The sequence below is a fragment of the Scopulibacillus darangshiensis genome, from assembly GCF_004341035.1.
In the GTDB taxonomy this organism is placed as follows: Bacteria; Bacillota; Bacilli; order Bacillales; family Sporolactobacillaceae; genus Scopulibacillus; species Scopulibacillus darangshiensis.
On sequence record NZ_SLXK01000015.1, the window covers coordinates 13,588 to 36,729 of the forward strand.

General features: G+C 41.7%; 25 protein-coding genes and 9 tRNA genes. 33 read left to right on the forward strand and 1 reads right to left on the reverse strand.

The window, feature by feature from the left end:
* The first annotated feature begins 22 nt into the window (after positions 1-22).
* The 24 genes from EV207_RS11370 (at position 23) to rocF (ending at position 11,665) form a co-directional block, all read left to right on the forward strand.
* Positions 23-1,141: an HK97 family phage prohead protease gene (locus EV207_RS11370; protein ID WP_132746287.1), complete on the forward strand. Its 1,119-nt coding sequence runs from the start codon at positions 23-25 to the stop codon at positions 1,139-1,141.
* 53 nt (positions 1,142-1,194) lie between these two features.
* Positions 1,195-1,368 carry a glycoside hydrolase family 104 protein gene (locus EV207_RS23030; RefSeq protein ID WP_165886915.1) on the forward strand — a complete coding sequence of 58 codons (174 nt, stop codon included), beginning with the start codon at positions 1,195-1,197 and terminating at the stop codon, positions 1,366-1,368.
* A gap of 19 nt (positions 1,369-1,387) precedes the next feature.
* Positions 1,388-2,050: a hypothetical protein gene (locus EV207_RS11375; RefSeq protein ID WP_132746288.1), complete on the forward strand. Its 663-nt coding sequence runs from the start codon at positions 1,388-1,390 to the stop codon at positions 2,048-2,050.
* A 78-nt stretch (positions 2,051-2,128) separates the two neighbouring features.
* Positions 2,129-2,560, forward strand: a complete 432-nt coding sequence (locus EV207_RS11380) for a hypothetical protein (protein ID WP_132746289.1) — start codon at positions 2,129-2,131, stop codon at positions 2,558-2,560.
* Positions 2,561-2,837: 277 nt separating this feature from the next.
* The gene (locus tag EV207_RS11385; RefSeq protein WP_132746290.1) at positions 2,838-3,173 is read left to right on the forward strand and encodes a hypothetical protein; all 336 of its coding nucleotides are present in this window, start codon (positions 2,838-2,840) and stop codon (positions 3,171-3,173) included.
* A 370-nt stretch (positions 3,174-3,543) separates the two neighbouring features.
* Positions 3,544-3,738, forward strand: coding sequence for a hypothetical protein (locus tag EV207_RS11390; RefSeq protein WP_132746291.1), 195 nt, complete (start codon positions 3,544-3,546; stop codon positions 3,736-3,738).
* 332 nt (positions 3,739-4,070) lie between these two features.
* Positions 4,071-4,394 (forward strand): hypothetical protein, encoded by a 324-nt coding sequence (locus EV207_RS11395; RefSeq protein ID WP_132746292.1) that lies wholly within the window; start codon positions 4,071-4,073, stop codon positions 4,392-4,394.
* A gap of 112 nt (positions 4,395-4,506) precedes the next feature.
* A complete protein-coding gene (locus EV207_RS11400) occupies positions 4,507-4,713 on the forward strand; it encodes a hypothetical protein (RefSeq protein ID WP_132746293.1) in 207 nt (68 codons plus the stop codon).
* Between the two features lie 117 nt (positions 4,714-4,830).
* Entirely contained in the window at positions 4,831-5,061 is a 231-nt protein-coding gene (locus EV207_RS11405; protein WP_165886916.1) for a helix-turn-helix domain-containing protein, read from the forward strand.
* Positions 5,062-5,262: 201 nt separating this feature from the next.
* Positions 5,263-5,338, forward strand: a tRNA-Thr gene (locus EV207_RS11410).
* Between the two features lie 472 nt (positions 5,339-5,810).
* Positions 5,811-7,016, forward strand: a complete 1,206-nt coding sequence (locus tag EV207_RS11415) for a quaternary amine ABC transporter ATP-binding protein (RefSeq protein WP_132746295.1) — start codon at positions 5,811-5,813, stop codon at positions 7,014-7,016.
* Complete coding sequence (locus EV207_RS11420; protein ID WP_132746296.1) at positions 7,009-7,845, forward strand: ABC transporter permease; 837 nt, start codon at positions 7,009-7,011, stop codon at positions 7,843-7,845. Before EV207_RS11415 ends, EV207_RS11420 begins: the two co-directional genes overlap by 8 nt.
* A gap of 25 nt (positions 7,846-7,870) precedes the next feature.
* Positions 7,871-8,779: a glycine betaine ABC transporter substrate-binding protein gene (locus EV207_RS11425; protein WP_132746297.1), complete on the forward strand. Its 909-nt coding sequence runs from the start codon at positions 7,871-7,873 to the stop codon at positions 8,777-8,779.
* A 136-nt stretch (positions 8,780-8,915) separates the two neighbouring features.
* Complete coding sequence (locus tag EV207_RS23035; RefSeq protein WP_165886917.1) at positions 8,916-9,068, forward strand: hypothetical protein; 153 nt, start codon at positions 8,916-8,918, stop codon at positions 9,066-9,068.
* Between the two features lie 137 nt (positions 9,069-9,205).
* On the forward strand, positions 9,206-9,607 hold the full coding sequence (locus EV207_RS11430) for a potassium channel family protein (protein WP_132746298.1): 402 nt from the start codon (positions 9,206-9,208) through the stop codon (positions 9,605-9,607).
* Positions 9,608-9,758: 151 nt separating this feature from the next.
* Positions 9,759-9,833, forward strand: a tRNA-Glu gene (locus tag EV207_RS11435).
* 8 nt (positions 9,834-9,841) lie between these two features.
* Positions 9,842-9,917 (forward strand) — tRNA-Val (locus EV207_RS11440).
* A gap of 3 nt (positions 9,918-9,920) precedes the next feature.
* Positions 9,921-9,996: transfer RNA gene (locus tag EV207_RS11445), tRNA-Thr, on the forward strand.
* 32 nt (positions 9,997-10,028) lie between these two features.
* A tRNA-Tyr gene (locus tag EV207_RS11450) sits at positions 10,029-10,113 on the forward strand.
* Between the two features lie 61 nt (positions 10,114-10,174).
* A tRNA-Lys gene (locus EV207_RS11455) sits at positions 10,175-10,250 on the forward strand.
* 69 nt (positions 10,251-10,319) lie between these two features.
* Positions 10,320-10,407: transfer RNA gene (locus EV207_RS11460), tRNA-Leu, on the forward strand.
* Positions 10,408-10,418: 11 nt separating this feature from the next.
* A tRNA-Gly gene (locus EV207_RS11465) sits at positions 10,419-10,493 on the forward strand.
* A gap of 4 nt (positions 10,494-10,497) precedes the next feature.
* Positions 10,498-10,573, forward strand: a tRNA-Ala gene (locus EV207_RS11470).
* A 195-nt stretch (positions 10,574-10,768) separates the two neighbouring features.
* On the forward strand, positions 10,769-11,665 hold the full coding sequence (gene rocF / locus EV207_RS11475) for an arginase (RefSeq protein ID WP_132746299.1): 897 nt from the start codon (positions 10,769-10,771) through the stop codon (positions 11,663-11,665).
* Positions 11,666-11,692: 27 nt separating this feature from the next.
* Here the strand turns inward: rocF and EV207_RS11480 are convergent, their stop codons facing one another.
* Positions 11,693-11,857, reverse strand: a complete 165-nt coding sequence (locus EV207_RS11480) for an aspartyl-phosphate phosphatase Spo0E family protein (protein ID WP_165886918.1) — start codon at positions 11,855-11,857, stop codon at positions 11,693-11,695.
* Positions 11,858-12,055: 198 nt separating this feature from the next.
* Between EV207_RS11480 and sigW the strand changes: the two genes are divergently transcribed.
* From sigW to EV207_RS11530, 9 genes are all read left to right on the forward strand, one after another.
* Entirely contained in the window at positions 12,056-12,619 is a 564-nt protein-coding gene (gene sigW, locus EV207_RS11485) for an RNA polymerase sigma factor SigW (protein WP_132746301.1), read from the forward strand.
* A gap of 12 nt (positions 12,620-12,631) precedes the next feature.
* Entirely contained in the window at positions 12,632-13,261 is a 630-nt protein-coding gene (locus EV207_RS11490; RefSeq protein WP_132746302.1) for an anti-sigma factor, read from the forward strand.
* 266 nt (positions 13,262-13,527) lie between these two features.
* Positions 13,528-14,349 carry a diadenylate cyclase CdaA gene (cdaA, locus tag EV207_RS11495; protein ID WP_132746303.1) on the forward strand — a complete coding sequence of 274 codons (822 nt, stop codon included), beginning with the start codon at positions 13,528-13,530 and terminating at the stop codon, positions 14,347-14,349.
* Positions 14,342-15,724, forward strand: a complete 1,383-nt coding sequence (locus EV207_RS11500) for a CdaR family protein (RefSeq protein WP_132746304.1) — start codon at positions 14,342-14,344, stop codon at positions 15,722-15,724. Before cdaA ends, EV207_RS11500 begins: the two co-directional genes overlap by 8 nt.
* A 39-nt stretch (positions 15,725-15,763) precedes the next feature.
* Positions 15,764-17,122 (forward strand): phosphoglucosamine mutase, encoded by a 1,359-nt coding sequence (gene glmM, locus EV207_RS11505; RefSeq protein WP_132746305.1) that lies wholly within the window; start codon positions 15,764-15,766, stop codon positions 17,120-17,122.
* Positions 17,123-17,583: 461 nt separating this feature from the next.
* A complete protein-coding gene (gene glmS / locus EV207_RS11510; protein WP_132746306.1) occupies positions 17,584-19,386 on the forward strand; it encodes a glutamine--fructose-6-phosphate transaminase (isomerizing) in 1,803 nt (600 codons plus the stop codon).
* A 328-nt stretch (positions 19,387-19,714) separates the two neighbouring features.
* On the forward strand, positions 19,715-20,857 hold the full coding sequence (locus tag EV207_RS11520) for a CapA family protein (RefSeq protein ID WP_132746307.1): 1,143 nt from the start codon (positions 19,715-19,717) through the stop codon (positions 20,855-20,857).
* A 15-nt stretch (positions 20,858-20,872) separates the two neighbouring features.
* Positions 20,873-22,117: a beta-N-acetylhexosaminidase gene (gene nagZ / locus EV207_RS11525; protein WP_132746308.1), complete on the forward strand. Its 1,245-nt coding sequence runs from the start codon at positions 20,873-20,875 to the stop codon at positions 22,115-22,117.
* 122 nt (positions 22,118-22,239) lie between these two features.
* Positions 22,240-22,980 carry a type II toxin-antitoxin system Phd/YefM family antitoxin gene (locus EV207_RS11530; protein WP_132746309.1) on the forward strand — a complete coding sequence of 247 codons (741 nt, stop codon included), beginning with the start codon at positions 22,240-22,242 and terminating at the stop codon, positions 22,978-22,980.
* Positions 22,981-23,142: the final 162 nt, after the last annotated feature.

Sequence of the window (23,142 nt, forward strand, 5' to 3'; positions counted from 1 at the left end):
AATGTAACGGGGTGATTTGAAAATGAGCAAAGATATGCGTTTAACAGACGAACAGGTTGATAGGTTGATATTCCTACTTGATAAAGCCTTTAACAAAAAGGAAGGTCTTGATAAAAGTGAACTCAAGGAATTACACAAGTTATTGCCTACATTGTTTGATGTTGCACAGAAGGGTCAAAATGTTGAAGGTGCAATGAAGGACTTACCCAAGTCAACCAAAGATACTATTGAAAGGGTACTTGCTAGGACTCCTGAGAAGGCAAAACAGGAAACTCTAAATAGGTTGCTGGGGTTGTCATTCAAAGAAGAAACACACCGCTTCATTGATAAGAAAATATATTACATTGGGAACTTTAGTGAGACGGTCAAAGAAGAGGGCAAATATTTCAAAGTTGGTGAGATGTTTTCAGCTGGCACTCATAGAGGAGTGAACTACACCGAGGAGGACATTAAACAGCTTGCCGCCAATTTCAAAGCTGGGGATGATGTCCCTGTTCAGTTAGATCACTCAGAAAGTGCTCGTGATACTGTCGGATACATTAAAGAGGTTTACGCTGAAGGCAAGAAACTAATGGGTAAGCTTATGATTATTGACAAGAAAGCTCAGGAGAAAATTGATAATGGGTTAATGAAAAAGCTTTCCGTTTCATTCTACCTCAAAAAAGTAGGGAATAAGCTCAGACCCCATAAGCTGAGGGAGGTGTCTCTTGTAGCATTCCCACAGGTCAAAGGAGCCCAACTTTTCAATGAACAGCCTGTAAGTTTAACTGAAAAGTTCCAAGCCTTGAATGAAAAGCTTGATAAATTCGCTTCTAAGGTTGGAGTTGATTTTTCAACTGATAAAGAGAAGCCAGTACCCAAAAAAACTCAGTTGAATGACCCTTACAAGGAACTTGAGGAGATTAAGCAGGCTCAAAAAGATGAAATTCATAATAACTACCTAGAACGGATTGAGCGAGAAGCAAAACTCAGTAGAATGCTTCCAAAGGAGCGTCTTGAGTACCAACAAAAGGAACTCTTTGATGAGCATATGAAATTTGAAGAGGAAGCCCGCAAACTCTCAGAAAAAATTGCTGATGATAGACTTGATGCTCGTATGGCTCAATTTGAAAAGTACGTTCAAGAGGAAATGAAAAAGTAAACAAGAGGGAGCCACTTTCCGGGGTGGCTCTTTTGAATGGGGAGGATAAAGATATGAAGAAAAAACTCAGCGACTTTTCTCCTCAAGAGATAGCTCAAATGGAGGAAGCCATAAGAAATATACAAAACAAAAAAAGTCTTGCCCTTTTTATGGCTGGGTGTCATGAGCTTGAAAGGATAGCTGGGGAGGATATTCTCAATGAGGCACTCAGGAAGCTAAACAAATAAACAAAGGAGGTGCATGATATTGGCAAGGAAAAGAGTGGGGAGACCAAAAAAGAATAGTCTCCCTCTTGAGCTTCAGAAAAAAATTGAAGCCCTTGAGGGTGAGACTGATAAGAGCAAAATTAAGGAGCTTAAAGACCTTATGAAACTGGAGCCCGAGGTTTGCGGGGCTTTACAGAAGAATGGTCAAGTCTGTGTAAAGGCTCCTTGGAGAAATGAAAACGGAGAGATTAACAATGGAAGGTGTGCAGTTCATAAAGGGAAACCAAATACACACATTTCAAAAGACCCAGAAAGGAGGGCAAAACAATTGGCAAATTTAAACCCAAAAGCAGGATTAATTCATGGTATGTATTCAAAGGACTTTAAAGACAAGTTCACCAAAGAGGAAGTTGAGTTCTACAATGAGACGGTTAATTGGTTTGTGGATACTTACCCCGAGGACGCTGACCCAATAAACCTGAACTTGCTCCATAGATATGCTATTAACGCAATTAAAACAATGAGACAGGAAAGCACAGACTTCCTCAAAGAGTCACGCTCCCAGAACAGCTTTGAGAAACTTATGTCAAGTTTTGTTAATGACCTTGGACTCAATAAGCGTTACAAGGACAGCAAGGAAAATAAGGACAATAAGCAAGATATTAGTTTAGCAATGCTATTTGATACGGATGACAACGAATAAGAAAACAGCTCACAAGTCCTCTTATGAGGGCTTATTTGAGTTGAAATAAAAAACAAACAAAATGGAGGATGATTTATTATGGCTCAAAATTATGTAGAGTACCACATTCCAGAAGGTTCATTACACACATTTTATGTTGCTGAGGGGAAAACAGTAAAGATTGGTCAAATGGTCGAAGTAGTTGAAGGTGCTAAGGTACAAGTTGCTGGAGCTGGTTCTAAAAAGGTTCTAGGAGTAGTTTACGCTGGAACAGTTGGTAAGGACGGCTTAAATGTTGGTTATGAAGGGGATAAAAACGAGGTTGCAACTGTTGTGGTTCTTAAGCCACTTGTTTTCTTGGAAGCTGGTGGAGCTATTAACGCTGGTGACATGTTAGAAGCTGGTGCTAATGGAACCGTTGTAGCTCACTCCTCAACTTCAACTTTTGTGGCTGGTGAGTATAGCCAAGTGGTTGGTATTGCCCTTGAAAGTGCTACCTCGGGGAAGCGTTTTAGAGTGGCACTTGGTTAATTGAATAATTTGAGACAGAGGGAGATTGAGAGAACAACGCAGAAGCCAACTGGTGGAGTTGATCTTTTGACTCCCTCTTTCTCTCATCTTTGCTTTAAAAATAAACTTATGGAGTTGGTGATATGTTTACCCATTATTCTTTTGAAAACAAGCTTTTCGTAAGAGTCAATAAAGGTGTAAGCCTTATTAGGGTTAAAAAAGCTGGACTATTTTTAAGGTCTGGTTCTTGTCTCTAAAGGGATGTTATAATATAGAAAAAATATTGGGGGCTATTGATGTGGAGAAAATTCTTGAGCAAATCCTTGGTGAGCTAAAAGAGATTAGAGAAGGTCAAGAAGGTCTTGGAAAAGGAGTTGACAGCATTGGGGCAAAGCTTGATGGTTTAGACACCAAAATTGGCGGTATTGACCAAAAAGTTGAAAACCTCAAGGAATCAATTATCGAAGGCTTAGAACCTTATTTTGATCGCTTAGAAAAACATATAGATAACTCTCATGAAAAGGTTATTCCCCTCACAGACAAGCAACAAAACACCATTGATGTCCTTTCAGCTCGCTCAATCAAACATGAAGCAGAAATAAAAGAACTCAAGCGATTAGTAAAAAATAAGTAAGAACTAACGAGCTGGACTTTATGAGTTTGGCTCTTTTTTTTTGCCCTTTTTGAGCTAGTCCCCCGAGAAGCTCCTCGCAGGCTCGCCAATCAAATTTATTCTTTATCAGACCTAAGACATGGACAGCTTTCTAAAATCCTCACACAGTCAATCCTCTGAGGTCTAATTAACCCAATATAATATGTTGATTTATAGTCGGTTAAGCGAATAAGGGTAAATTTATTTATAAAAACTATTGAACCTATAAACGGTTAAGGGTATAATAGTTCATATAAGTTAGTTGAGACGCTTCAAGCGACCCCATCAAAGGGTGCTGGTGGATGGACTAGAAAGGAACCAGCTCAACAAATATGGAATGAGGAGGGAAAGTGTGGAAAAGGGAACTTACCTTGTTATTGTTGAATGCATTAAGAAAAATGAGCAAGAGCTTGAGAAGGAAAACATCAAATGGAATAATCACATTTGCTGGTTTGGTACTCCTGAGGAGCAACAAGAGCATTTTAACAAAACAGGTTACTTGCAAAAGGTCATTAAGTCAGCCCGCCAAGAACTAGCTGAAGGTTAAGTATTTCAGGTGATACTCTGAGGGCTTGGAGAAATGAGTATTACAGCGGACAGACATTAAAGGGGGTTAAATGAGGTGGGAACATTCTTTATGATACTGGGCATTGTTTGGTTCAGCTGGCTCATTACTGACAAAATAGCCATGATTCCATTGAAACATAGAGAAGAGCACTCCTCAGCGGACAACTAAGCGAGTGCTCAACAAAAATAAACAAATCAAAGGTTTACAAAAAGAATTATATCAAATAAAGGTTTTAGAAACAACAAAAAAGAGATCGTTGAGGGGGGGGTAAGACCTCCTCGCCAATAAAATTAAAAGGGGATTGATTGATAATGAAAAACGTTACAGAGGTTATTTCCATTTCATACATGAACAGGGAGAAAGAAAACTTTGTTGTCGGTGAGTATTTTAATTATGATGTTATTTTCAAAAACAAGCTTGTTCAGGATGACGCTGAAATGGGAAGGATTTTGCCAGTGTCTTATGAGGAGTATGAAGTTTGCGAGGACATTTTGAATAACGAGAACGCTTTTGAGAACTTCAATACAGATATTTCTTACGACATAAAGGCTCACAAAATGTATTCCAGTCTAGAGAATGTAGACATAGAAGGTCACAAAGAAGAAGAGGGAGTTTTCACAGTCGTTGTTGATTAAATTCATGAAAAAGGGCTGGGAAGAGGAGACAGCTCTCACGGTAATTATTGAGTAGATACTTGTCATTTTCCTTCCTTATTATATAGTTGGGATTAAAGGGAGGGCTCAACAAATGGATAAAAGCACAATGTCTCTTGTGAAGGTCTGGAAGGGTCAAAAAGGAGAATATTTCAATGTGAACATTAATGAACTGGGTATTATGCTTGCAGTTCACAAGAGCAAACAACCCAAGAGTTATGCCAAAATAGAAGACTGGATTAGTAGGGATGAGGAAAGCTTTATCACTCCTTTATTTGATAAGGACAAAGAGGATGAATAACAATATTAATGTAGAAACTGATGAGCTGGGAGCAATCTCAGCTTTCCTCTCAGTTGATTATTTACCGTTGCACGTTTGAACGGTTATATATATAATACAACTTGGGGAGTGATGAATTTGGCAAGTGAACCAAAAATAACCTTCAAGCTTGAGGAGGTACTCAAGGAGAAAGGTGTAGGACAAACTGAAATGGCTGACTCTATAGGGATTCGTAGGGGAACAATTACAGCTATGAAGAAAAGTGACAAAGTTAATATTAAGTATCTGGCTCAGATAATGCAGTACCTTGAACTAGAAAGCGTTGATGAGATACTCGAATATACTCCAGCTGAGAAGGAAAACTCTTGAGGAGGTGCTTGAGAGACGCTCTCATTTGCAATGAAATCTAATTAGGTGGATACTTGGTCAACTCATTGCTTTTAAGCGTCTCTTCACAGCTTTACTTTTATTTTTTATTAAACACTTGCAATATGTCCAAGTTTCCTTTACAATAAATTTTGTTCGCTTCAATTGAAAAGTGGTTTTGTAAGGCTAAATCACCTGAATCTCGCTTCCATAGCTCAGCAGGTAGAGCGCTTCCATGGTAAGGAAGAGGTCATCGGTTCGAATCCGGTTGGAAGCTCCATTAAAATACTAACCTATACCGGGGTTATCGCATTAGCGATTCCCCGGTTTTTGTTATCGTTTAGAAAGTTATAAAATGTTAGTCAATGTTAAACCTTTCGTAAATCAATAAAATTCTCCGTCAATATCACAAAGTGTGTCACGCTTGTTCGCCTTTAAAATCCTCATAAAAGAGCCTTTGAAACCATAAGTGTATTATAAGCTGACTTCAGCAAGAAGTTAGTAAAAAAGCCTTCAAAGTCAAGGGAAAATGACTTTTTAAGAAATAGTGTGTTTTATTTATTTAAAGCAGGGTAAATAGAGTAATATGCCCCCTTTTTAAGGGTACTAAAGGACTAGGATAAAGTGAAAGGTAGCATGGATTAATCAAGTTTTATAAGCCTTAACAATTGCAATATTCTTTTTATAAATGTTATGGTAGAAAAAGTCGGTCTTAAGCGGGGCTAAAGTAGGTAGGAAGATGGGGTGAATAGATGATTCATATTAAAGCGGAAAAATTAACAAAAATTTTCGGCAAACATCCAAAGCAAGCGGCTGCACTTTTAGATCAAGGCAAGACAAAGGAAGAAATTTTAAAAGAGACAGGCATGACAGTGGGTGTCAATCAAGCAAGCTTTGAGGTTCATTCTGGAGAAGTGTTTGTAATTATGGGTCTCTCCGGAAGCGGTAAATCAACTCTTGTTAGAATGTTAAATCGACTCATTGAACCGACATCAGGTAAATTGATTGTAGATGATGAAGATGTTGTGGAGATGAGCAAGGAAAAGCTTCGGAATTTGCGCCGCAAAAAAATGTCAATGGTTTTTCAACAATTCGCACTCCTCCCTCATAAAACAATTTTACAAAATACGGAATATGGGTTAGAAATTCAGGGAATCAGTAAAAGCGAACGAAAGAAAAAGGCATTGGAATCGCTGGAATTAGTGGGTTTGGGGGGCTATGTCGATAAATACCCTTCTGAACTATCCGGCGGGATGCAGCAGCGTGTTGGCTTAGCGCGGGCGCTTGCCAACGATCCTGAGATTTTATTAATGGATGAAGCATTTAGCGCACTTGATCCGTTAATTAGAAAAGATATGCAGGATGAATTATTGGAACTGCAACAGTCCGTTGAAAAAACAATCATTTTTATAACACACGATTTAGATGAAGCATTGCGAATCGGTGACAGAATTGCGCTAATGAAGGACGGAAATATAGTTCAGGTTGGAACTGCAGAAGAAATTTTAATGCATCCGGCCAATGATTATGTGGAACGCTTTGTAGAAGATGTTGATCTTTCCAAGGTCCTAACTGCAGGGCACGTCATGAAGCGTGCCGAAACTATAACCCCTGATAAGGGGCCAAGAGTGGCACTGCAATTAATGAGGGATCATGGCGTTTCAACCATTTATGTTGTTGATAAAAAGCAAAATTTGATGGGCTACATCACCGCTGATCAAGCCACTGAGGCAATTAAGGAAAAGAAGACCATCAGTGATGTGCTCACCAAGGACGTCCCGACAGTCAGTCCGGAAACAGTTCTGGTTGATTTATTTGAACCAATAGCATCGGCTGGCGTGCCGCTTGCTGTTATCAATGAAAATGGACGATTAAAGGGCATTGTTGTACGGGGAGCTGTTATGGGTGCATTAGCCGGCGAAGAGGCAGCTCTGAATGGGGGTGAAATAAATGGATGATAGATTATTTCCAAAGATCCCCTTAGCTCAATGGGTTGAAGATATTGTAAACTTTCTTATTGCTAATTTATCGGGATTTTTTGATGCCATTAATACCGGGATATCCAATTTTGGAGATGCCCTTGTCAGTTTATTATCCATTGGACCTCCATACGTGTTAATTATTATTATTGCTTTAATTGCTTTATGGGTTGGACGATGGCCTTTGGGGGTATTTACACTCATCGCATTGCTCCTTATTAATAATTTGGGTTATTGGGGAGAAACAGTCGATACATTAGCCTTAATCTTAACTTCGGTTATCATTGCCATTATTATTGGTATTCCAATCGGGATTTGGATTTCTCAAAGTGATACGGCAAGGTCAATCATTACACCGATTCTTGACTTTATGCAGACAATGCCGGCTTTTGTTTATTTAATACCTGCCGTCATCTTTTTTGGTATTGGCATGGTTCCGGGTGTTATCGCCACTGTCATCTTTTCAATGCCGCCGACTGTCCGTCTAACCAACTTAGGGATTCGCCAGGTTCCAGAAGAGCTGATAGAAGCAGCAAATGCTTTTGGCTCAACAACACGGCAACGGCTGGTAAAAGTTCAGCTTCCTTTGGCTACACCGACAATTATGGCAGGAATCAACCAAAGTATTATGCTCTCACTTTCAATGGTTGTTATCTCTTCTTTGGTTGGTGCACCGGGGCTCGGAACAATCGTCTACCGGGCGGTTACGCAAGTTAAAGTGGGATTAGGATTTGAAAGTGGATTAGCACTAGTTATCATTGCGGTTGTTCTTGACCGCATTTCCCAAAATATAAAAAGGAAGAAATAAATCATTAGGAGGGTTTCTTATTAAAATGTGGAAAAAGTTTCGTTTCGTTGGTTTAGCGCTCGTTCTTTCGTTGTCACTACTTCTCGCGGCTTGCAGCGGCGGAGATAATTCAGGCAGCAAAGATTCTTCAAAGGCTGTCGGAGATCAAGTTGATTGGCAAATAACAGGGATTGACCCTGGTGCCGGTATCATGCAAGCAACGGATAGGGCTATTAAAGAGTATGGTCTGGACAAATGGAAATTAAAACAAAGTTCAGGCGCAGCAATGACAGCACAATTGAAAAGAAAGTACCAGCAAAAGGATCCTATTATCATTACAGGCTGGACACCTCACTGGATGTTCCAAAAGTTTGATCTTAAGTTCTTAAAGGATCCAAAAAATGTGTACGGGGATGCTGAAGCCATCCATACAGTAACTAGAAAAGGATTCAAGCAAGATAATCCAGGTGCGGCAAAAATCCTTGATCAATTCCATTGGTCCCAGGACGATATGGGTAAGGTTATGTTAGCAACAGCTGACGGCAAAAAGCCTGAAGAAGCTGCAAAAGAATGGGTTAAAAAGAATCAGGATAAGGTTAAAGAGTGGACCAAAGGCGCGAAAAAAGGAAACGGTAAAGAAGTTAAAATTGTTTACGTCGCTTGGGATTCTGCTGTTGCCAGCACCAATGTTATCAAGACGGTTCTTGAAGACATGGGTTATAAAGTGACACTAAAACAAGTTGAAGCAGGTCCGGCATTTGCGGGTCTTTCAGATGGTTCTGTGGATGCGATTACCTGCGTATGGCTCCCAGTGACACACAAAAGCTATTGGGATAAATATAAGAGTAAGCTTGTTGACCTCGGTCCAAACCTTAAAGGCGGTGCAAAAACCGGCTTGGTTGTGCCAAAGTATATGAAGGATGTTAATTCAATTGAAGATTTAAAAGCAAAATAAGTTTATAAACAGCCTCCCAAAGGGGCTGTTTTATTTTGGCGTTGGACCCTTATTTTACTTTCATGATTACATTTATTTAGGAAAATATAATAGTTGTGCACCTTTCGCACAAAATAAACAGACAGTGGTGATATCGATGGGACAAAAAACCTGGGTGCCAGTTGTTGCTTCGATTGGAATTGGCGCTGCTGCTTATCAAATGATGAAGCCAAACAATAGGGTTGGGAATGCTGTTAAGGGGCGAATGAGCAAAATGATGCGTACCAAGGAACTATTCCCAAACCGCTAACAAATGGCGCTTTAACAAAAGGCAGAAGCTCTTCTAGGGCTTCTGTCTTTTTTATTGGAAAATAATTTAGGTGTACTATGCATAGTCATGTAATATGGGGTTTGTCCCTTGTTTAAATTGACCGGGGTGATGGAAAAATGATAAGGAAAAATGGGATCATTTATAATTCAATCGCACTGTTTGTCATGTGCAGCAATATCATTATTACCTTTACGATTGTTTATATGGTATTGGATTTCTTTGATCTGGGAAGAATTGTGGAACATCATACAGCCGTCTCTTATATACCGATGTGGATTGATAATTTTACAAGAACGCTATATTTCAGCGCCATCACATTATTGTCTGTCGGTTATGGGGATATCACGCCTTTTGGCTGGTCAAGGGGCGTTGCAATACTTGAAGCGACCATCGGTTATATACTCCCGGCCGCCATCACTGTTCAGTACTTGCGCCTTTTTCCTTCACCTTTAGAAAATTGGTTTAGAAACAAATATGATCATAAAAATAATGGGCCGGATGATAAGAAAATTGATTAGAATGTCCTGTTTAAAAGCGCAAAATCAGCAATAAAAGCAAGGGATTATGGGCCTTCCTGAATTCAGAAAATAAAAGTTTTTTTATTTCCCTTTACAACTCGTCCTATTCTGTATATAATAAAAAACGTCGATTAAAGCAGTAAACACTTTTGGCCCGTTGGTCAAGCGGTTAAGACACCGCCCTTTCACGGCGGTAACACGGGTTCGAATCCCGTACGGGTCACCACTATTTTTGGAGGATTAGCTCAGCTGGGAGAGCACCTGCCTTACAAGCAGGGGGTCGCAGGTTCGAGCCCTGCATCCTCCACCATTTGCCGGTCTAGCTCAATTGGTAGAGCAACTGACTTGTAATCAGTAGGTTGGGGGTTCAAGTCCTCTGGCCGGCACCACTTTTATAAGAAATTGGCTTTTGTATTAATATGGAGGGATAGCGAAGTGGCCAAACGCGGCGGACTGTAAATCCGCTCCCTACGGGTTCGAAGGTTCAAATCCTTCTCCCTCCACCATTTACATACGAACGAGCCGTTTGCTCAATATCAAGCGAAAATCGATCATTTATTTAAATAAGAGCCATTAGCTCAGTTGGTAGAGCATCTGACTTTTAATCAGAGGGTCGGAGGTTCGAGTCCTCCATGGCTCACCACCATTTTAGTCTCATTTGCGTGGGGTTTTTCTTTATATTCAAATGTCAAAGGTCGCGGGCTCATCCAATGCGGGTGTGGCGGAATGGCAGACGCGCTAGATTCAGGGTCTAGTGTTCTTTATAGGACGTGGGGGTTCAAGTCCCTTCACCCGCACCAACAATACATATGCGGAAGTAGTTCAGTGGTAGAACATCACCTTGCCAAGGTGGGGGTCGCGGGTTCGAATCCCGTCTTCCGCTCCATATCGGGGCCTTAGCTCAGCTGGGAGAGCGCCTGCTTTGCACGCAGGAGGTCAGCGGTTCGATCCCGCTAGGCTCCACCATAAATTATAAATCCAACCCTTAAACGGTTAGCCGTTTAAGGGTTTTCTTCTGTTGTTTTGGAAACAAGAGAATGAAGATGTAGCCCCAAAGTCGATGCTGCTCTTTTTACTATTGATACTCCCTGTTCGAAAGTTGTGGATGGGCGTTGTTTACGTGTAAAATAGAGGTGAGAATACATAAGGAGGCTGCAAGATATGAAAAAAGATATATCGATAATTGGTGTACCGATGGACCTAGGACAATCCCGCCGCGGTGTAGATATGGGACCGAGTGCGATGAGATATGCAGGAATGATTGAACGGCTTGAGTCTCTCGGCTACAATATTGACGATTGCGGGGATATTGAAATCGGGCGTCCGGAACGTGATCATAATGGGCCAAAGTTGAAAAATTTGAAAGCGGTTGCCGAGGCGAACGAAGAGTTGGCTAAAGCCATTGATAAAGAGATAAATAAGGAACGTTTTCCACTTGTTCTAGGCGGTGACCACAGCATTGCTATAGGCACTCTAGCAGGCGTAACAAAGCCTTATAAAAACCTTGGTGTCATCTGGTATGATGCACACGGTGATTTAAATACAGCTGAAACATCCCCATCCGGCAATATTCATGGGATGCCGCTCGCTGTCAGCATAGGTATCGGTGACTCGGCGTTGACTAATATCGCCGGTTTTGGGCCGAAAGTTAAACCTGAAAATATTGTAATAATAGGTGCGCGTTCTTTAGATAAAGGAGAACGTGAATTGATCAAAGAAAAGGGTATTAAAGTTTACACAATGCATGAAATCGACCGTCTTGGCATGACACAGGTAATGAATGAGGCAATAGCTTACCTTAATGAGCGGACTGACGGTGTTCACCTAAGTCTTGATTTAGATGGTTTGGACCCGACTGACGCCCCTGGTGTAGGGACCCCGGTAAACGGCGGTATTTCTTTTAGAGAAAGTCATTTAGCCATGGAAATGCTCGCCGAAGCGGGCATCCTGACCTCAGCGGAATTCGTTGAAGTGAATCCGATATTGGATGATAAAAATAAAACGGCCACAGTGGCGGTTGATTTGGCGGGATCACTTTTTGGTGAAAAGCTGCTTTAAATAACTCCGAGGAAAAAAGAGCACGGTTTAATTAACCCGTGCTCTTTCAAATTGCTCAAATTGATTTAATAATCGATCAAGGTAGCTGCTTAAATTTATGACCTGCTCAGAACAAAGCGGATATTGTTCCGCTGCTGAGAATAAATGGTGTCTGGCATTTTCAATTTCATTGATCAGCTGGGTTTTGTCCACCCGGGTCCCCTCCGAAATAGATTTATCTTCATCATACCCGAATTAACAATGCCTAAACCACTTTGCCCTCGAAGATAGAAAAAAATCAGGGATTTTTCCAAAAATATACCAAACTTCCTTTAAAATTTGCTAAAATTATTTTGAAACCTTAAACGATATGCTTTCGTATATATAACTGCCACAAAAGAGAGGCTTACTATGGATCAAAAGGTGAAAAAAATAATAACAAAGGTAAGAAAAGGGGATCATCAGGCATTTGCTGAACTTGTAAACCTGTATAAGACCCAAGTTTACAATATATGCTTGCGTTTGGTCCGTATCCCGCAGGAAGCAGAGGACTTGGCTCAGGAGGCTTTTATTAGAGCTTATACGAATATTGATAAGTACGAAATTGACCGGAAATTTTCAACGTGGTTATTTCGGATTGCGACCAATTTGTCTATTGATTATTTGCGTAAAAAGAAGCCAAGCGCTTATCTTGATGCTGAGATCCCAGGGACGGACGGATTTACGATGTACACACAACTCGCTTCAGAAGAACCTTTGCCCGAAGACCTTGTTCTGGAATATGAGACACAGGAATGGGTGCAGCGGGAAATTGAAGAACTCCCGGCTAAATATCGGTCAGCAATTGTTCTAAAATACATCCAAGATCTTAGCCTAAAAGAAATCAGTGACATTCTTGATATACCTGTTGCCACTGTGAAGACGAGAATACATCGAGGGCGGGAAGCGCTGAGAAAACGTTTGCGCCATGTATAAGAGGTGAAATTCATGGCTTGTTTAAAAGAAATGGTCCAGATTATGTATAAGGTTCTGGACCAGGAAGCCACAGAAGTTGAAGAAAGAGAATTCTTTGACCATATAAATACCTGCAGTACATGCAGGGAGCATTTTCTTGAGTTAAAACAAACAGAATCACTAGTAAAAGGGCTTGAGACCAAGGAACCGTCGGAAGGGTTTACTCAAGCTGTTATGGCCAAGCTTCCTCAACCTCATAAGAAGAGCAGGAGGCCGGCGAAGGTGTGGATGAGGCATCATCCTATTATAACAGCGGCGGCATGCTTCATAATTTTAATGTCAGGTTATCTCTTTTCATTATGGAATCAGGATTCTTTTAATGCGGTTGTACAAGGCAAGGGACATGTTCAGTATGATGGTCATACAGTTATTGTTCCAAAAGGAGAGGTTATTAAAGGTGACCTCATTGTTAAGAATGGCAAGGTGAAAATTGAGGGCAAGGTTCAAGGGGATGTAGTGCTCGTTAATAGTGAATCATTGCTGGCATCGGCAGGCCACGTCACTGGTGATATTGAGCAAGTTGACCAAATTATGGAGTGGATTTGGTATCATATCAAAAGCATCTTCACGATGTTCGCCGCCTTTGATTATGAAGGGACATAAAGAAAGAGCCGTCCGGTTAAACGGAGCGGCTCTTTCCTTATGTCACCCTGAAAAATAAATAGGCATCATCGAATAGTTTATCCTGTACCCTGGCAAACCAAATGTAAAAGAATTTTCACACTCCAAATAATACAATACTTATTTGTGATATACTTACAATGGCAATAATAGCATTTGTATTAACGATTTACTTTGGTACTATAATAAGAAAAATATGTTTAAATCGCCTTTTGGGCATACTTACAGCGATACGGAGGATGACCGCCATGTTTTCGTGGCCTGATATAAATATATTTAATTACTTAACTGATATCATTGATATACTGCTTGTCACATATGTGATCTACAAGCTTATTATGGTTATCAGAGGAACCAAAGCAGTGCAATTGGCAAAAGGGATTTTAGTTATCATCGCTGTGTGGTTCTTAAGCAAATTCTTCGGTTTGCGGACCCTTGAGTGGATGATGAACAATGCCATCTACTACGGTGTGCTGGCGATTATTATTATCTTCCAGCCGGAATTGCGGCGGGCCCTTGAACAGCTTGGCAGAGGCCGCTTTTTTTCTAGAGGAGGGATTGTCGAGGAACAGAACAAACAATCCGTTGATGCCATTGTAAAAGCGACGTCTTATATGGCAAAGCGCCGGATCGGTGCATTAATATCTGTTGAGCGTGAGACAGGGCTTAATGAATATATAGAAACCGGTATTCCGATGAAAGCTAATTTAACGTCACAGCTGTTGATTAACATTTTTATCCCAAATACGCCGCTTCATGATGGGGCAGTGATTATTAAGGAAAATGAGATAACTGCAGCTGCCTGTTATTTGCCGCTTTCCGAGAGTCCTTTTATCTCTAAAGAGCTTGGGACGAGACACAGGGCTGCGCTTGGGGTCAGCGAGGTGACTGATAGTCTCACTGTCGTTGTTTCAGAGGAGACAGGCGGTGTATCTATGACAAGAAACGGTGAATTAATTCGCGATATCTCTGAAGAAAGACTTGAGGAGCTTTTGGAACACGAACTGTCAGCCAAAACAAAGACAAATAGTTCCTCGCGCTGGAATTGGAGAGGTAAGAATCATGGATAAATTATTTAAAAGCAAATGGTTTGTCAAAATCATTTCCTTTCTCATCGCTCTAATGTTATATACTGTAGTATCTTCTGGTCAGCCGCCTTCACATAACCAAGGTGATTTAACTGTAAGCGGTGATCAGACTGATACGGTGACCGAGAATCTCAAGGTAAATATCGATCAGAATAAATATATAGTTTCAGATGTACCTGATACTGTTAAAATTAAAATGGAAGGCCAAAAGGATCTTCTTTTAAAGGCTAAATTATTAAAGTCGCGGTCAGCTTATATTAACCTTGAAAATAAGGGCCCCGGAACCTATACAGTTAAAGTGCAGACAGATGGGATTCCTAATGGTGTAAAAGCAACACCAATCCCATCGACAGTAACTGTAAGGGTTCAAAAGAAGGTAACCGAACCGGTGCATGCGAGTGTTGATCTTGTGAACCAAGGCAAGATTGCTGACGGATATGAAATCGGCGATCCCGTCATTGACCCGGATACAGTTAATGTTACCGGCGGCAATGATGTCATTGATTCAATTGCCTATGTAAAAGGGGTTTTGGATGTCAAGAATGCCGATGACACTATTGAACAAAGTGTGACGCTGAATGCCTACGACGGTGATGGCAATCAATTGAACAATGTGCAAATCAACCCGGGCAGCGTGAATGTGACGGTACCGCTAACCAAGGTAGCTAAGGAAGTCCCTGTTAAAGTCAAAACCGTAGGAACACCTGCGGATGGCGTGAAAATAGACAATGTTGATGTCAGTCCTGCGAATGTAACCATATATGGAAGTCCTGATGTTCTTAGCAGCATCGACAAAATAGACGGTCTGACAGTTCCGGTAGATGGTTTGAAGGATGATAAGACGTTTGATGTGAATGTCCCCTTGCCTGATGGCGCGGAGAAGGCAGAGCCGGATACCGTATCTGTTAAGGTAAGTGTAAAGAAAGATTCTTCAAAGAAGTCTAAGCAAGATTCTAATAAGAAGCCGAATGAATCATCTGATAAAAATAATGAATCAACAGATGACACAGCAAAGGATAACAACAACTCATCGGAAACAGCAACGAAAGAGACAACAAAGCAATTTAAGGATATACCAATTGACGTTAAGGGAATTGATGAGGATAAGCAGTCGCTGACTTTTCTTGACCCGAAGAACCAGTCCATTGATCTTACACTTACTGGAGCAGAGGATGACATGAAACAAGTGAGCGCAACTGATGTCGGTGCTTCAATCGATGTTCAAGGACTGGAAAACGGTGAGCATCGTGTCCCTATTAAGCTTATATATCCGGACGGATTTAAGGGAGAGACGGAGCAGGCATATGCAAAAATTGAACTCAAGGAATCATCTTCGAAACAAACAGCAACATCATGACGGTATATGATACATGGTCTGATTAAGGAGCGATAAATAATGGGAAAGTATTTTGGAACAGATGGGGTAAGAGGTATTGCTAATACAGAGCTTACTCCGGAATTGGCTTTTAAATTAGGACGGTTCGGCGGCTATATTTTAACGAAAGAAACCGAACGCCCGAAGGTCCTTGTAGGGAGAGACACCCGAATTTCCGGCTTTATGCTGGAGGGTGCCCTTGTGGCAGGTTTGTTGTCAACCGGAGCTGAAGTGATGCGTCTGGGTGTCATCTCAACACCGGGCGTTGCTTATCTGACCAAAGCAATGGGTGCTGGGGCAAGTGTTATGATATCAGCTTCTCATAATCCCGTTGCTGATAATGGAATTAAATTTTTTGGGAGCGATGGCTTCAAACTTAGCGATGAGCAAGAAGCAGAAATTGAAAGCTTGCTTGATAAAGATAATGACGATCTGCCTCGTCCTACGGGTGCAGATATTGGAGTTGTGAACGATTATTTCGAAGGCGGTCAGAAATATCTGCAGTTTCTTAAGCAGACTGTGCAAGAAGATGATTTTGCCGGTATTAGAGCGGTGCTGGATTGTGCGCATGGGGCAACATCGTCGCTCGCTCCGCATTTGTTTGCTGATCTTGAAGCGGAAATCGCGACGATCGGAACATCGCCAAATGGCACGAATATTAATGATGGTGTCGGCTCCACCCATCCGGAAGCTCTTGTTGAACTCGTTAAAGAGAAGAAGGCAGATGTCGGACTCGCCTTTGATGGTGATGGTGACCGGCTGATAGCTGTTGACGAAAACGGCCAAATTATCGACGGCGATCAAATTATGTACATTTGCGCTAAGTATTTGAAGTCTGAAGGCCAGCTTAAAGACAATACCCTTGTGACAACAGTCATGAGTAATTTGGGGCTTTATAAAGCGCTTGAACAAGCGGGGGTTGCCACGAAGCAAACAGCTGTCGGTGACCGCTATGTCATGGAAGAAATGAGAAAAGGTGATTATTCACTAGGCGGCGAGCAATCAGGCCACATCATTTTCCTCGATCATATTACAACAGGTGATGGCATGCTGTCCGCCCTTCAGCTTGTCAATATCATGAAGGCAACAGGCAAGAAGCTGTCAGAACTCGCAGCAGACATGCAAAAATTCCCGCAAACACTTGTGAACGTGAAAGTGACGGATAAGTACCATGTGACAGAAAACAGCCGTGTTGCCGAAGTGATCAAAGAGGTTGAAAACGAGATGGCCGGCCAAGGGAGAATTCTTGTCAGACCATCAGGAACTGAACCGCTAGTCAGGATTATGGGGGAAGCGCAGACTGAGGAAGAATGCGCCCGCTATGTTAGAAAAATAGTTGATGTTGTTCAAGATGAAATGGGTATGAAAACAGACGCTTGAGCACTGAACAACATAGGATATAAGAATAATATGCATGATGGGAACCAATATAAGCCTATCATGCATATGTCTGTTATTAGATGGCGAGGCTGCCATACAATTTTCCGCATTTTAAGGCACACCATTTTTAGAAAAAGATTGACTTTGTCTCTGCCATTTTATAAAATCTAATAGACTTTAGTCAAAAAGGGAAAGGTGGGACGAAAGCTTTTAAGGCAAGACCAAAGCGCCTGAACTATTCTTGACCGGAGAAGAGAATAGTTGACGAGGAAGAGGTTGATCGAATTTTCGGCGGATACCTCTCGGGCAGACTCATAGCTCGTTAGTCTTTGCTTGAAAACAGAGGGGCGACCCTATGTACAAGAGCCATAGACACCTTGAGACAACAGATATATTTAAACAAAAACAAGTGGGGTAAGATTACCCCAATGTTCTCTTACCCCACCTAGGGGGAAATTAATATGTGCGGAATCGTAGGATATATCGGAGAAAGAGATACAAAGAACATTTTACTTGATGGCTTAAGAAAGCTTGAATACCGCGGCTATGACTCGGCTGGAATTGCTGTCATGAATGTTGATGGTGTTCATGTTTTTAAAGAAAAGGGCCGGATCGCTGCACTTGATGACCATGTTGATCATAAGGTAGCTGCAACGATGGGGATTGGCCATACGCGCTGGGCAACACATGGTGAACCAACGCATTATAACGCTCACCCTCACCAAAGCGTGTCGGAACGCTTCACACTTGTGCATAACGGTGTGATTGAGAACTATGAGAAGCTGAAGCGGGAATATCTCGTTGATGCCCAGCTCCAAAGTGATACGGATACGGAGGTTGTTGTTCAACTAATTGAAACCTTTGTTCAGAAAGGCTCAGCTGTTGAAGAAGCTTTCCGTCACACATTATCACTATTGCATGGTTCGTATGCCATTGCTCTCATTGATAATCAAGACAGCAACACGATTTATGTCGGCAAAAACAAAAGTCCGCTGCTTGTTGGATTAGGCAACGGTTTTAATGTTATTGCAAGCGATGCGATGGCCATGATCAAAGAGACAGATCAATTCGTCGAACTAATGGATGAAGAGATCGTGATCGTCAGGCGTGACAGCTATGTGATTAAGAATCTAGAAGGCAACATTCAAGTTCGTGCGCCATACACGGCTGAACTCGATGCCAGTGATATCGAGAAGGGCACTTATCCGCATTACATGCTGAAGGAAGTCGATGAACAGCCTGCCGTCATGCGCAAGATCATTATGGAGTACCAGAATGAGGATGGCGACATTAAGCTCGATAGCAGCATCCGCGAGGCGATAAGTGAGTCTGATCGTCTATATATCATAGCCTGCGGCACTAGCTATCATGCAGGTCTTGTCGGCAAACAGATGCTTGAAAAGATCGCTGAAGTTCCGACTGAGGTTCACATTGCCAGCGAATTTTCTTACAATATGCCGTTGCTTTCTAAGAATCCTTTGTTCATCTTTATTTCGCAAAGCGGGGAAACAGCTGACAGCCGTTCGGTCCTTGTTCACATTAAGAAGCTTGGGCATCGTTCATTGACGCTGACTAACGTTGGCGGTTCAACGCTTTCCCGTGAAGCGGACCATACTTTGCTCTTGCACGCGGGTCCAGAGATCGCCGTTGCTTCGACAAAGGCGTATACAGCGCAAATCGCTGTCTTATCACTTTTGGCTGTCGACACAGCAAAAGCCAAAGGGATTACGCTCGGCTTTGATCCTATCCAAGAACTGAGTCTTGCCGCGCAGGCAATGGAAGTGCTTGTTGACCAAAAGGACATCATGGAAAACATCGCCCGCGATTATCTGGCCGTGACCCGGAACTGCTTCTTCATCGGCCGCGGTGTTGATTACTATGTCTGTCTTGAAGCGGCGCTGAAGCTGAAGGAGATTTCCTATATCCAGGCTGAAGGCTTTGCCGGCGGTGAACTCAAACACGGCACGATCGCCTTGATCGAAGAAGGCACACCAGTTATCGCCATCGCGACACAAGCACATGTCAACGGCAGCATCCGCAGCAATCTTAAAGAAGTCGCTTCCCGCGGCGCCCACACATGCATCATCAGCATGGATGGCCTGAACGACGCAAGCGACCAAATCGTATTGCCAGAGGTACACGAATACCTCACACCACTTGTTTCTGTTGTACCAATGCAACTGCTCGCATACTACGCCGCCCTGCACCGCGGCTGTGACGTCGATAAGCCAAGGAATCTGGCTAAGAGCGTTACTGTGGAGTAGGGGAGAGCGTGGGGGATGATTGTTTTTGTGGCTTTGAAATAAAGTCACGATGTTTATAAAAAAGATGCGAGGTTTTACCCCTTTGGATAAGATTATCTAAAGGGGTGTTTTTGTGTCCACAAGAAAAAGAACATCCACAGCGGGTAAATGGATTAAAGAGGGTCGAGGAACTGGCAGCGGGGCAGATTATGGATAAAATATCCAATCTAAATGAACGGAAGACCAGTGTTTTATGGAACAACCTCAAATATTTGTCCAACAACCGCAAAATTCGCACATTTACGTGCTATAATGTCAGAAAACGACAGGATAGGGGCGGGTTTCGATTATGCTGATAAAACACTGGTTATTGTATTTTTTCATATGCATCGCAGGTTTGACCGGATTTGTTTTCACCCAATCTTTCCATTCGGATACACATTCTGTAAAAACGACGGCGAAAAGTCAACCGGATCGGCAACCCAATCACTACAAGACATCCGCAACACTTGCAGCTGTTGGTGATGTGCTGATACATGATCGTGTTTACAACAAGGCAAAGGCCGATGATGGCTATGACTTCAAACCAATGCTTGAAGCAGTTAAACCTTATATTCAACAGGCGGATATCTCAGTTGCAAACTCTGAATCCATCATTGGCGGAAGCGACATCGGCGTTTCGACTTATCCGAGCTTTAACAGTCCCTACGAGGTCGGCGATGCTTTAAAAGATGCAGGATTCGATGTCGTGACCATGGCGAATAATCACACATTGGATCGGGGCATTCCGGCGATTCGAAACGCTATCCACCATTGGGACAAAATTGGCATGGTGCACACCGGAAGCTTTTTGTCAGAAAAGGACCGTGCGAAGATCCGAACGGTCACAAGCCATGACATCACTTTTTCTTTTCTGGCTTATACATATGGAACAAACGGAATTGCTACCCCGGAAGGGAAGGACTATCTTGTCAACCGAATCAATCTTCCTCAAATGCAAAAGGATATCAAACAGGCAAAGAAAGTATCCCACGTCGTGGTCGTTTCCTTGCACTTTGGAACTGAATACGAACGCGTTCCGAACAGCAGGCAAAAAGAATTGGTTCAGAAATTAGCCGATCAAGGCGTTGATATTATTTTAGGCTGCCATCCTCATGTTTTGCAACCCGTCCAATGGGTGACGGGGAAAGGGGGCCACAAAACCTTTGTGATCTACTCAATGGGGGACTTCTTTACAGGGCAAGATGATGGGATATATAAAGAGGTTGGCGGGATTTTAAAGCTCCGTATTGTGAAGACAACCACAGATAACAAAGTAAGTGTGGAAGTGCGCGATCCTAAATTTATGCCAACCTGGCTTAACCCGAAAAACTATCATGTCGTGCCTTTGGCGGAAGCCGGAAAATATGGGCTCGAAAATCAGCCTGCCATTTATAAAGAGATGGCCCAGCATATGCGGAGCCTACTACCTGGGCTTGAATTTAAGAGTTAAAGGAAGGACAGCATTATGAAAACATTTGTAACTAAAACTATTGTGATTGTAACCGCCTTTTTTCTACTTACGGGGTGTGCAAATAATAACAGTGAACAACATTCAGCTAATGACAATGGACGGAGTAAAACTAATAATACAGAAGATACGAAAAGGCTTCCTAAGACAGATCCGGTTCAAGATGAACTAAAAAGACTGACATTAAGTGAAAAAATTGGACAAATGATTATTGGAGGATTTGACGGGACTACCATAACAACTAATGTCACTGACCTTTTAAACAAATATAAACTGGGCGGTGTCTTACTCTATGGAACAAATATCAAAAGTGATACTCAATTAGTAAATTTAACAAATGGACTCAAAACAGCCAATACGAAAAACAAAGTGCCTCTTTTTATTTCCGTAGATCAAGAAGGCGGAAGGGTTAACCGTATGCCCGCTTCGATTATAAACACACCAACAGCGAGAACGATTGGATATTCAAATAGTAAAAAATATGCCTACAATATTGGAAACGTGATTGCTAAGGAACTGACATCTTTTGGATTTAACACCGATTTTGCGCCTGTGCTAGACATACAAAGTAATCCCAAAAATACAGTAATTGGTGATCGTTCGTTTGGTTCAAATTCAAGTGTTGTCTCAAAACTAGGGGAAGCTATGATGAAAGGAATCAGTGACGGGAACATTATTCCTGTCGTTAAACACTTTCCAGGCCATGGGGATACCTCCATCGATTCTCATTTAGACCTTCCTAAAGTGAATAAAGGTCTATCCAAATTAAAGCAATTTGAACTCATTCCCTTCAGAAATGTTATTAAAGACCATGCAGATATGGTAATGGTTGCACACATTTTAGTGAAGAAAGTGGATTCTAAATATCCTGCTTCCATGTCTAAAGCTATCATTACTGATCTGTTGCGAAACCAACTTGGATTTAGGGGAGTTGTTATAACAGACGACATGACAATGGGGGCAATTACCAAACACTATAACCTGGGGGATGCAGCCGTAAGAGCTATAAATGCCGGAAGTGACATTGTCCTAGTGGGACACGGAAAAGAGAATGTGAAAACCGTGTACAACAGCTTATACGCAGCAGCCAAAAATCATACAATATCCGAAGATACCATCAATAATAGTGTATATAGGATTTTATCACTAAAGCGGAAGTATAAACTATCAAATAACATAGTTCCACCTGTAAATGTAACCAAGCTGAATGCTCAAATTAGAAAGGCTATTTCGACTAGGTGAGATACCTCTATCAACTATGCCATTGGGAACAAAGAAAGGTTTCTAAGGACGCTATTGCAAGTGTTTTATTTTTAGGTTATCATTAGCTAAATTAGCTAACCAAATACATGTGGGGTGATCACATGATCGTCAGTTCGACGGAGGTACAGAATAATTTTGGGAAATATTTGGTGCTTGCAGCGAAAGAAGAGATTATCGTTACCCGCAATGGAATTGAAGTGGCAAGGTTACAGTCCATGGAGGGGAAACCCCATGCAACCATACAGGAAAGTGTACTGAAAGAAACAGCGGATTCGTATCCTTTTAAAGGAAGACAAGCATCGTATGAGGAGTTTGTGGAATTAACCCGCGATGAGGAGAACCGGTATGAATATATTGACGGGGAGATTTATTTGTTGGCTTCGCCGAGAACAGCCCATCAATTTGCAATCACTGAAATGTTAGTAACTTTTCATCAATGGTTCCAAGGAAATGAATGTACACCTTTTGTTGCCCCTTACGATATCCGCCTCAAAAGGCTGAATCGTAATGACCCTAATGTGGTCCAGCCCGATTTGATGGTCATTTGTGATTTAGATGATCATTTGGATGAAAGGGACTACTATACAGGGGTTCCCTCCCTTGTTGTTGAAGTGCTGTCAGAAAGCACGAGAAGCAAAGACATGGTTAAGAAATTGGACCTTTATATGGAATCTGATGTCAAAGAATATTGGATTGTTAATCCACTCAATAAGGAAGTTACGATTTATGGTTTCGAGAACAATGAGGTCAACAAAACGAGAACGTACAAACATAATGAAACCGCACAATCTTTTCTTTTCGAAGGACTTTCAGTCGAGCTTGAACGGATTTTCAAGTCATGAATTAACCACCACTACTTTTTATATCACCTGCAGCTTTTTAAATTAAATTTCCAGCAAATCATCTTCAAATAATAGGGTGTCCCAAAGCATAGCTTTTGAGGCATCTTCTTTTTTTAATCCCTTTAAGGAAATATTATTGAATTCAAAAGTACTGGTTTTGGG

Bases quoted from the DNA above. Each gene is read 5' to 3' on its own strand.
- EV207_RS11500 (WP_132746304.1), top strand. From the start codon at position 14,342: ATGGATAAATTATTTAAAAGCAAATGGTTTGTCAAAATCATTTCCTTT.
- cdaA (WP_132746303.1), top strand. From the start codon at position 13,528: ATGTTTTCGTGGCCTGATATAAATATATTTAATTACTTAACTGATATC.
- EV207_RS11400 (WP_132746293.1), top strand. From the start codon at position 4,507: ATGGATAAAAGCACAATGTCTCTTGTGAAGGTCTGGAAGGGTCAAAAA.
- rocF (WP_132746299.1), top strand. From the start codon at position 10,769: ATGAAAAAAGATATATCGATAATTGGTGTACCGATGGACCTAGGACAA.
- EV207_RS23030 (WP_165886915.1), top strand. From the start codon at position 1,195: ATGAAGAAAAAACTCAGCGACTTTTCTCCTCAAGAGATAGCTCAAATG.
- EV207_RS11370 (WP_132746287.1), top strand. From the start codon at position 23: ATGAGCAAAGATATGCGTTTAACAGACGAACAGGTTGATAGGTTGATA.
- glmS (WP_132746306.1), top strand. From the start codon at position 17,584: ATGTGCGGAATCGTAGGATATATCGGAGAAAGAGATACAAAGAACATT.
- nagZ (WP_132746308.1), top strand. From the start codon at position 20,873: ATGAAAACATTTGTAACTAAAACTATTGTGATTGTAACCGCCTTTTTT.
- EV207_RS11425 (WP_132746297.1), top strand. From the start codon at position 7,871: ATGTGGAAAAAGTTTCGTTTCGTTGGTTTAGCGCTCGTTCTTTCGTTG.
- EV207_RS11420 (WP_132746296.1), top strand. From the start codon at position 7,009: ATGGATGATAGATTATTTCCAAAGATCCCCTTAGCTCAATGGGTTGAA.
- EV207_RS11415 (WP_132746295.1), top strand. From the start codon at position 5,811: ATGATTCATATTAAAGCGGAAAAATTAACAAAAATTTTCGGCAAACAT.
- EV207_RS11520 (WP_132746307.1), top strand. From the start codon at position 19,715: ATGCTGATAAAACACTGGTTATTGTATTTTTTCATATGCATCGCAGGT.
- EV207_RS11430 (WP_132746298.1), top strand. From the start codon at position 9,206: ATGATAAGGAAAAATGGGATCATTTATAATTCAATCGCACTGTTTGTC.
- EV207_RS11530 (WP_132746309.1), top strand. From the start codon at position 22,240: ATGATCGTCAGTTCGACGGAGGTACAGAATAATTTTGGGAAATATTTG.
- glmM (WP_132746305.1), top strand. From the start codon at position 15,764: ATGGGAAAGTATTTTGGAACAGATGGGGTAAGAGGTATTGCTAATACA.
- EV207_RS11490 (WP_132746302.1), top strand. From the start codon at position 12,632: ATGGCTTGTTTAAAAGAAATGGTCCAGATTATGTATAAGGTTCTGGAC.
- sigW (WP_132746301.1), top strand. From the start codon at position 12,056: ATGGATCAAAAGGTGAAAAAAATAATAACAAAGGTAAGAAAAGGGGAT.
- EV207_RS23035 (WP_165886917.1), top strand. From the start codon at position 8,916: ATGGGACAAAAAACCTGGGTGCCAGTTGTTGCTTCGATTGGAATTGGC.
- EV207_RS11395 (WP_132746292.1), top strand. From the start codon at position 4,071: ATGAAAAACGTTACAGAGGTTATTTCCATTTCATACATGAACAGGGAG.
- EV207_RS11380 (WP_132746289.1), top strand. From the start codon at position 2,129: ATGGCTCAAAATTATGTAGAGTACCACATTCCAGAAGGTTCATTACAC.